Raw genomic sequence first — 9441 nt, forward strand, 5'->3', positions numbered from 1 at the left:
ACTCATAAATCACTCTACCACAAATGGTGATTTTACTGCTTTAGTTATGTGTTATTATTGCTTAAAAATTAAATGGAAAATACTGTGATCATATCAAGTTATGCCGCTTTACTGGCACTATATTATATTTACTTGAGTATTAATGTTGTAAAAATACGCAAGGCTGAAGGCATTTCACTTGGTAATGGGAGTCATCCTGCACTTGAGCGTGCAACTCGGGCTCACGGTAACTTTATTGAGTACGTGCCAATTAGCCTAATTTTACTGTTCTTATTAGAGTATCAAGGGTTAGCGAGTCACTATGTGCATGCACTCGGTGGTTTGTTATTTATTAGCCGTGCGCTTCATGGCTCTGCTATTAGTACTAACAATTTGAAAGCACGTGTATTAAGTATGATGATGACATTTGCTATTCTTTTTGTAAGTTCCTTAATTTTATTGTTAAGTCGATAAATAAAGATGCGATTCGCTATTGTTTTTATAAGCTTATGTTTTGCCACTTCGTTGGCGTCATTTGTAGGGGCAATAGAAAATGACAATAGCAATCAAAGTATTGATGGTTTAAATTATGTTTATCCTAAAACGATGCGAGTGGGTGAAGATGAAATTCTTTATCCGTTAGTTTTATTGAGAACGGCCTTACAATACAGCGGCGCAAAATATACATTAAAAGCATCGAGTATTTCTATGCCTCAAAGCCGCTCATTAAAACAAATTATACATAATGATGAAGTCAACGTTGCATGGACCATGACTTCACAGCAGCGAGAAAAAGAGCTATTGCCCGTAAGAGTGCCTATTTTTAAAGGTTTATACGGGTGGCGTTTACTTGTCACTACACAGAATAAACAAAAACAATTATCAAGCCTAAAAAAAATTGATGACTTTAAAGGTATCCACTTTATTCAAGGTCACGACTGGCCAGATACTCAAGTTTTATTAGATAGTGGATTAACGGTATCAACATCAATTGAATACAGCTCATTATTTAATATGTTAATAAAAGGCAGAGGAGATGTATTCCCTCGATCGTTGCTTGAAGTTGAAACGGAGCTAAATACCTTTAAAGGTGATGCAAAACTTACAACTCTTCCTCAGTTAATACTGCAATACCCAAGTGCAATTTACTTCTTTTTTAGTAAAGATACGCCCGAGTTGGCCTATGCAGTTGAAAATGGCTTAGCGGTCATGCGTAAAAATGGCGAGTTTGACCGCTTATTTAATGCGTATCATCGCAGTGCCATTGAGCATGCAGATATCAAAAATAAGATTATTATTAGATTAGAAAACAAAAACTTACCCTTACTAACACCACTTGATAATACTTCACTTTGGTTTTCAGAAAAAGACATGTAAAACCCCATGAAACAAAAAATATTTATTATTGGCTTACCGCGAACCGGTACCACCAGTGTATGTAATGCATTTTTACATTTTGGTATACCAACTGCTCATACTGCATACACTACCGCCTGTTTTGATAATGCGGTCGCAATTGCAGACACCCCCATATTTAACGATTTTAAAGTATTAGATAAATACTATCCTGGCGCAAAATTTATATATTTAGAGCGAGAGCTTACTACATGGATACCATCAATAAGACAGCTTTTACAGCGAATGCACACTAATTTAATCCGTACAGATGGTGGCTTTAACATTCATTTAAAGCGCTGTTATTTAAATACATTTAAAGACTTTTCACTAGAGAATATAAATAACGATCAGTATTTAACTGATTGTTATAACGTACACATTAATAATGCTAAGGCTTATTTTAGTAATCGAGAACATGATTTTTTAGCGATAGATATTGCCAACCCTAACAGTTTTAGTCAGCTTTGTGATTTTTTAAGTATTACCTCTGAGTTAAATGGCTTTGAAAAAATGAATATGGGGGGTAAGGTCACCGCGTGGAATGATATAAAACATCCATTAAAAATTGAGTCGACCGCGAAAGGGCGGATAGATAAATTTTTACCTTATGAGAGACAAATTTAAACCGCGAGCAAAGATTTTTATTTTTAAATACGCTAAAATCCACGCATTATTTTATAAGTTGTATCCATATGTTTGAATTAAAATACCACACGCCATTTGAATGGACCGAAGTTGTTTTAGCCGACTTTGAAACTTTTTTACAAGACCACGCTGCTGCTGAAAAAAAAGCATCGGGCATGGCTATGTCTATGCTTTCACATTACCCTGATAAGCGTAAATTAGTTAAAGCCATGACTGACTTAGCCTTAGAAGAGTTAATTCATTTCAAGCAAGTGCTGAAATTACTCATTGAGCGTGATACTAATTTAGGTGACGATAAAAAAGACCCTTACATTAAACAAATTCGCGCACACTTTAGACATGGACGCGATGGATTTTTAATGGATAGGCTACTCGTTGGCGGTGTAATTGAGGCGAGGGGACACGAACGTTTTTCTTTAGTTGCCGAAGCCTTACCAGAAGGAAAAGAAAAAGATTTTTATGTTGCGATAGCCAAGTCTGAAGAAAAACATAAAAACCTATTTGTTGAACTTGCTTACGAATACTTTGATAAACAAGAAGTTGATGATCGTTTAGAAGAGTTATTAATAATAGAAGCAGAAATTTGTAAAAATATACCATTTACTGCTGCTCTACATTAATACCTAACCACGGCATGTTGACATCAAGTTAGCATGCCAATATAAGTACTTCCCTCTATTGTTATGAAAAATATTGTTTAATAACACATAACTAGATCAACTTTACTGCACTTAGTTAACACTGCCTAACAATAAACAGCTATTATCATTTTAATGTATAGCTTGCTTTAAGGACGTGAACCGATGCAACCAATTAATCATATTGCCGTGCTTACCTCTGGAGGTGATGCTCCAGGGATGAACACCGCTTTATTTGCCATCGTAAAAACCGCTCAACAACAAGGCATAAAAGTGTCAGGAGTTCGAAAAGGATATGAGGGTTTAATTGATAATGATTTAGTGACACTTGATTGCAAAAACCTGCAACAAAGTATGCACTTGGGCGGTACCGTTTTAAAAACCGCACGTAGTGAAAGGTTTAGAACTGAGACAGGCAGACAGCAAGCTTTAGCTACAATTGAACATAATAATGTTGATGCCTTAATTGTCATAGGTGGCGATGGCTCTTTTAGAGGCTGTTTATGGTTATCACACATAACCAATATCCCTTATATTGGTATTCCCGGCACCATAGATAACGATATTGCAGGCACAGACTACACCTTAGGATTTGATACGGCAGTAAACACATCAATGCAATGTATTGATAATATTAGAGATACAGCAGAATCTCATAATAGGGTGTTTGTTATTGAAGTTATGGGGCGTGATTCCGGATATATTGGTACTTATGCAGGGCTAACTTCTGGTGCCGACTCAATATTAATTCCTGAAAATGATAAAGACATTGATGATTTATTGCTAAAGATTAGCGATTATCACAGTGAACACGCATTTATCGTGGTAGTGTCTGAAGGCGACGAAATTGGTGTTGAGCATGTGTGTGAAAAAATAGCTGCTGTAAATTCAAATATAGATTTACGTGTAACTAAACTAGGGCACTTACAACGAGGTGGTAATCCATCAGCGGCTGATCGTATGTTAGCAATTAGACTGGCTGTACAAAGTGTAAAAGCATTATGTGCTGGGGAAACCGCTATAATGGTGGGTATTTTAAATAACAAAGTATCAAATACTCCTATGCAAGATGTTGTAAAACAACACGTTATTAGTGACGAGCTACAAGGGCTGTTATCTGTATTTTGTAGATAGTAATTAAATAAGCATAATATCCAGAATGAGAAACTATAAATGAAATATTTAAGAGGTATAGCAATAAGCCTGTTATTAGTAAGCTCAGCAAGTGTGTTAGCTCAAAACAATTGTATGAATTTAAACGGCTGTGAAAAGAAAGCCTGTGAAGTTAACCAAGAATTATTAATTGCAAAACAACAAGGTAATGATCACAAAGTCGCGGGCCTTGATAAAGCACTAAAGAGTATAAATTCACATTGTAGCCACGAAGGATTAATTACAGAGTTACAACAAAAAATAGATAAGACCAGTATCGAAATTGAAGAATATAAAGCTGATATAAATAAAGCTAAGCAACAAGGCAAGTTCGATAAAATTGAAAAGTATCAGCAAAAGCTAAATGAAAAAACTAAGCAGCTACAACAATTAACTAATGAGCTTAATTGTTTAAACAAAGCAAATAGCGCGTAGTGAGTTTTATAGTTGAATACATCTTTATGGGAAAAGGGCTCAGATACAGTGATAATAACGTGCATAAACACCGTGCCGTTAGCTTGTTAAAGTATTAATTTACCCTATTTAACATAATATAAATTATAGGCTATCAATTTAAGGGATATTAAAAAGGCTTGTTAAGTCCAATACTGAATAATATCGGACTTAAGTGATTGATTTAACTGTGGTTTTAGAATTGAGCTAAATATATATTTTTACCTGAATATTTAAGGATTGGCAAATTCTCATTTAGATAAATGTAATAACCTAATTTTTCTAAGTAGTTAGAACTTAACAAAATTATCTCAGGTTCGTTAAATTTCTCTTGCCGCTCTTGTGGGTTTTCATCATCACCGCTAAGAATGGTTTTTTGTTTCTCCACCTCTTTACCGGTAACACAATTTATATAGTGTTCAACAGTAACAACGCCATTTTTCTTTTTAAGCTCATAGCCACCATATTCATAATCTTGGCAAATCTCATTTAAAGGATGCTCAAATTTTTCAGGTTTATAAGTTAAATCTAGATCCTTTTTAACCGATTCATTTTTAGCTTGTTTAATTTCCTTAATTTCTGTCTTAGATTCTGGTTTTTGCTCAGGTTCGTCAGAGCCAAGCAAACCAAGACTAACAACCAAAGAATAAAAAACATAAATACAAAGTGGTATAGCAAGTAAAAACAAAAGCGCCTTAGGTGGTAGTTTAAATTTAGCGGTATGATCATCGGCCGACCAATAAACACCATAAAAATTTGTATCTCGCTTTAATGTTGATGTAGCACATTTTTCTAAGTCACCAGAGTAATCTGTACTAAATTGTTTATCTCGTTGAAAACGAGTGATAACAGCCCCGCCCATAGGTCTAAAATAATGAACGTGCATCCCAGTACATTTTTGAATGACGTTATCCAAAAAGGTGTAATGCTGTGTAACTAGATGAATATCTACACCGCTATGCCTATGTTTTTGGAATTGGGTGTAATAATAAGGGCGCTTTGCACTATTGGCCATTGGCGGGAAATAGTCTTGGCACTCATCAAAAAGCGCTATTGAACCATTAGGTAAATTCGGCCAGTCGGTCGGGTCGTTGGTATGCGTCCAGTGATAATTTAAAAGCTTAATAGATTCAATTGTTGGATTGTCTGATTCTTCCAGAAATACATCTAAGCCTTTTAAGTTGGCTTTTGGGTAACACTTGCGACACCATTTTACAAATAAATCAATTACAGCTTGTTCATCGTAAAGTTTGAATTTAGGCGCTAACCAAGGAACGTCCCCTATTTCTATCATTCTATTTTGGGCGTGTACTTCTTTAATGATTTTAGAATAACGCCCTACTTTATTGGTAGTTTGTATTGATGGATAGTACTGGCCATAAAAGAAACCTTGAAAACTATTGCAGAAATCTAAATCTAAAAGGAACGCTTTTATGTTGTTATAGAATTTAGTTTTTTGAGTTACAGAGGGATCATTACAAATTTCCTTTAAGGAATTTAAAGTTTTTCCCGCACCTGGCACTCCCGTTCGTAAATAAATCATGGTGCAGACCTCAAACCTAATTTAGTAACTGAGCCCGCACTAGTTAAACCGCGAATTGTTAAGGCGGCAGCATAAGAGCCAAGCATTATGCCAAAGGCCACATCAGTTTGTGCGTATTTTAAAACGGCAATAATTTCAATAGGTAAACCCGCTGCATTAGATGCAATTTGCTGGTAAATATAGTCAATACCAAAAGAGCCCAGCTCATAAGTAACATAACCAAAACCCAAACCCACTAAAACTTTAGAGACTAACGTGGGTAACAAGGCGGCTAAACCTGCAAAAAAAGCTTGTATTAAATACGGCATGTTAAATTGCTCCTGATATTATTCTGGCACTGTGCATCAATGCAGCAATGACCATGAGGCCAGATATAGATTGAAATAGTAAAATAAATGATTCAAAACTAAGGCATAAGGAACGGCCAGTAGATATGACAATACATTTCTCAGATGGAAGTTCAGCATTGGGTAACCAGTCATCATATTTATCTGCGTATTGATTTAAATTAACAGTTTCACTTGGAATTTCAGAGCCCTCAATAGGAACACAGTCGGATGGGTCACCCTCACAATCGTCACCAGTGCCAGAACCGTTACCACCACCGCCACCGCCAGAACCACCCGTTTCGATACCATTAACAGCATCAACAAGTTCATTAAATTTTGAAACAGTTACAGCATGTAACCTATCATCTTGCTGGGTTTGCAAGAGAATTGAGGTGTCTATACTTTCAAGAATATTTAAGAGAGCATTAGTGTTTTTTGTATCTGCATCAATTTTTTTATTATGAAGTTTATTATCATTATCGATCTGTTTATTGGTACTGTTTTCAATTTCAGTTTCAACGTTTTTTAAATTACAAGCGGCATCACCCTCGGCACAAGTTTCTTTTGGTTTTTCAGGTGTTTCATCTTCAGGTGTTTTCGAATCATCATTATTGTGCGGGTCTTTTTCAGGCGTTGTTGGATTTGCATTAGGGCAAGAAAGTAAAGGAACATCACCAGAACTAACAGAGCATTCACCTGTATCACCCTCATCAGCTAATTTTTTATTATCATAAGGCTTATCACCACAAGCCGCACCTTGAGAAGTACCAACAGCATATTTATCTGAGGTAATTTGATCAGCATTAACAGAATATGCACAGCCATCATTACAATACATACCACCGCCAGAAAAAGGAACGCCCCCCGTCATTGGTGTAGATGCTAAATTCTCACCAGTGCCAGCGGGAGGACATTCTTTAGGCATACAGTCACTAGAACCTAAAGCTTTTGAAACTGCGAGACTATGATAACCAGCAGGGCAATCTTGTGGTGCTAATTCTTTTGCACACATAAGTGATTCCCCCTCACCTACAGATATTATGTGATTAGGGTTTGTATCTGGAGGGCATGTTGGAGTAGATGAGTTAACACGAAAAAGACCAACGCGAAAAGTGGTTTCATATGATGTTTTACCAGAAAACATAACAGCTTCACCATCAAGCCAAATATTATCTATTCTTTTAATAGATGGGTCAGATTCGAGAAGGCCTGTAATATATTCAACGCATGAATCACCATCTGAATCATTAATAATAGAATTAATATCAGTAACTAAACCACAAGTACCTGTAGAAACCTGTTTAGGTGAAACCAGATCATCCATATCAGGTTCAGCAGAAACAAAAAAAGCGCTCGTAAGCGCCAATAAAAATATCAGTAATCGCATGGGAGCGCCTTATTTTAATCATCGAAAAGTATGTAAAGTGCTAAAAGTCCTGAGACAATTAGCACTGTATCTAATGTGATAAACATTAGCCGAACAGCATACCTTTAAGCCATTTCCAACCAATAGCCACAAAGCCAGCAGTTAAGAAAACACCACCAATAAGGTTCGCGTTATCAGTAAAGAATGATGTAAAACCAGTTGTTGCAGCAGTTACTTCAGCAGCAACTTCAGCAAAAGCAGAACCCGAAACAGTAGCGGCAGCAACTAACAAACCCGCTTTTAACTTTTTAGAAACAAGTAAATTTTTCATGGTTATATTCCTTAATTTAAAAAACCATTTTTCTTAATTTTTTCCACCCATAACATAAGAGCAGAACACCAATGATTGACGGGAGCACTTCATTTTGAAATGTCTCGTAATCGAGCGGAACTGGAAGATGGTTTTCGACTACTTCCAATTCCACAGGACACTGTTTTTCGACAGGTGCAACTGGGCAAATTACGATATATTCGTAACTGGCCATGTGACTACCCGCCTAAAGATTCTTTGAAGTGACGCTTTAATTCAGGGTCAACAGGTATAAGTTCAACAACTTCATTATCAAAAGTTTCATCATTAAATGAGAACTTAAGTTCGTAAGCCTTATCAGCAACGAAAGCTTTGTTATCTATAAGAACGTGAGCGTAAGACGCATTAATAACAATCGGCTCTTTGCCAAAAGGTGTTGCAGTAGTTTTACCAATTGCCTTGCGATGAAATTTAGGTGAATTAACCGAGTCAAAAGGATATAAAACTTCTAGCGTTGCTTTTTCAACATCAGGGTTTTTTGACTCTGGGAATTTAGTAATACCGATACCAGCGATAACAATAGCCATGTTAATGACTCCTTAATTTAAGATTTTAAATTTTGCACCTGAGCAATCAGGGCAAGTTAATTTTCGAAGTTTATAATCAGGAATTAATTGACCATGAACCCCAATAAAATTACATTTTTTGTTCAAACATTTAATTGGTTGCATATCACAATAGATATTCATTAAGCAGCCCTTAATTGTTCAGTTAATAGTTGTTTGTAGGTGTTAGGTATATCCAAAGACTTACCCGTTATATATTTATCAGGGACTAACAAACCTAAAAGCGTTTGAATATCACCCTCAGTAATTTCAAAAATATCTGATAGTGCTTTACCGCACATACGTCTAACCCATTTCACTCTACTGGCTAAATCAGTAGCGGCCTTTGTTGCTCTTGGAGAACTTGAAGTATGAACACCATCAGAATTAATCATTTGTTGTGAAAAATCACAGATTCCCGCAAAGGTAGAATCAGGATCTAAGAGTGAATCAACAGTCCATTTCTTAAGTTCAACTTCATTGCGATACCAAATAAGATCAGGTTCTTGAATGCCTTGTTCTAATTTTTTGTTATAGATGCGCCAATAAACAGGGCTAGTACGTTTACCAATAGTGGTCATTTCAACATCATAAACACCATCAACAGTAAATGAATGGCGAGGTGACATAGTTGGATTAGGGCCACCTTTTTTACGAGCAAAGGCACGTTGAAAGAAATTAGTTTCAGCATTTTTACAGTTAAAAACATCATCATAACAATCGCGAGCAATATCGATACGCGATAAATAACTGATACTTAGAACCTTAGAAAGCCAGTGATGAAGTATAAAAGGTGTTGTATGTGACCAAAGGTGTTTACACCCCTCACCAGAAATTTGAAAATAAACAGTGTTGCGTTGACCACCAATACCAACAAAACCGACTTGAGTACCCTCACTAGTAACCAAGTTCATTGAATTGGTATATCCATGAAAACCTTTATCTCTTGGAGTGGAAAGATCGAACCCAAGAACATGGCGAGAAAATACCTTTAAAGTATCAATATAAAAATCAGCCATACGC

The 9441-nt window shown here is 36.1% G+C and carries 12 protein-coding genes; 6 read left to right on the plus strand and 6 right to left on the minus strand.

The window, feature by feature from the left end:
• Positions 1 to 84: 84 nt before the first annotated feature.
• From P20439_RS03925 to P20439_RS03950, 6 genes are all read left to right on the plus strand, one after another.
• Positions 85 to 453 carry an MAPEG family protein gene (locus tag P20439_RS03925; protein WP_008464784.1) on the plus strand — a complete coding sequence of 123 codons (369 nt, stop codon included), beginning with the start codon at positions 85 to 87 and terminating at the stop codon, positions 451 to 453.
• A gap of 6 nt (positions 454 to 459) precedes the next feature.
• On the plus strand, positions 460 to 1356 hold the full coding sequence (locus P20439_RS03930; RefSeq protein ID WP_008114632.1) for a transporter substrate-binding domain-containing protein: 897 nt from the start codon (positions 460 to 462) through the stop codon (positions 1354 to 1356).
• Positions 1357 to 1362: 6 nt separating this feature from the next.
• Positions 1363 to 2001: a sulfotransferase gene (locus P20439_RS03935; protein WP_008114633.1), complete on the plus strand. Its 639-nt coding sequence runs from the start codon at positions 1363 to 1365 to the stop codon at positions 1999 to 2001.
• A gap of 68 nt (positions 2002 to 2069) precedes the next feature.
• Positions 2070 to 2642, plus strand: coding sequence for a tRNA-(ms[2]io[6]A)-hydroxylase (locus P20439_RS03940; protein WP_008114635.1), 573 nt, complete (start codon positions 2070 to 2072; stop codon positions 2640 to 2642).
• Between the two features lie 183 nt (positions 2643 to 2825).
• Complete coding sequence (locus P20439_RS03945; RefSeq protein ID WP_008114637.1) at positions 2826 to 3794, plus strand: ATP-dependent 6-phosphofructokinase; 969 nt, start codon at positions 2826 to 2828, stop codon at positions 3792 to 3794.
• 39 nt (positions 3795 to 3833) lie between these two features.
• Positions 3834 to 4247, plus strand: coding sequence for a DUF1090 domain-containing protein (locus tag P20439_RS03950; protein ID WP_008114639.1), 414 nt, complete (start codon positions 3834 to 3836; stop codon positions 4245 to 4247).
• Positions 4248 to 4461: 214 nt separating this feature from the next.
• On the opposite strand, the gene P20439_RS03955 is transcribed toward P20439_RS03950, so the two are convergent.
• The 6 genes from P20439_RS03955 to P20439_RS03985 form a co-directional block, all read right to left on the minus strand.
• A complete protein-coding gene (locus tag P20439_RS03955) occupies positions 4462 to 5808 on the minus strand; it encodes a zonular occludens toxin domain-containing protein (RefSeq protein WP_008464785.1) in 1347 nt (448 codons plus the stop codon).
• The gene (locus P20439_RS03960) at positions 5805 to 6116 is read right to left on the minus strand and encodes a DUF2523 family protein (RefSeq protein ID WP_008464786.1); all 312 of its coding nucleotides are present in this window, start codon (positions 6114 to 6116) and stop codon (positions 5805 to 5807) included. Before P20439_RS03960 ends, P20439_RS03955 begins: the two co-directional genes overlap by 4 nt.
• A gap of 1 nt (position 6117) precedes the next feature.
• Positions 6118 to 7524 carry a hypothetical protein gene (locus tag P20439_RS03965; RefSeq protein WP_008464788.1) on the minus strand — a complete coding sequence of 469 codons (1407 nt, stop codon included), beginning with the start codon at positions 7522 to 7524 and terminating at the stop codon, positions 6118 to 6120.
• 85 nt (positions 7525 to 7609) lie between these two features.
• Positions 7610 to 7834 (minus strand): hypothetical protein, encoded by a 225-nt coding sequence (locus P20439_RS03970; RefSeq protein ID WP_008464790.1) that lies wholly within the window; start codon positions 7832 to 7834, stop codon positions 7610 to 7612.
• Between the two features lie 218 nt (positions 7835 to 8052).
• On the minus strand, positions 8053 to 8400 hold the full coding sequence (locus P20439_RS03980; RefSeq protein WP_008464792.1) for a DUF1293 family protein: 348 nt from the start codon (positions 8398 to 8400) through the stop codon (positions 8053 to 8055).
• A 161-nt stretch (positions 8401 to 8561) separates the two neighbouring features.
• On the minus strand, positions 8562 to 9441 hold an 880-nt coding region (locus tag P20439_RS03985; protein WP_036932868.1), incomplete at its 5' end, for a replication initiation factor domain-containing protein.

The organism is Pseudoalteromonas sp. BSi20439 (genome assembly GCF_000241165.1).
GTDB lineage: Bacteria > Pseudomonadota > Gammaproteobacteria > Enterobacterales > Alteromonadaceae > Pseudoalteromonas.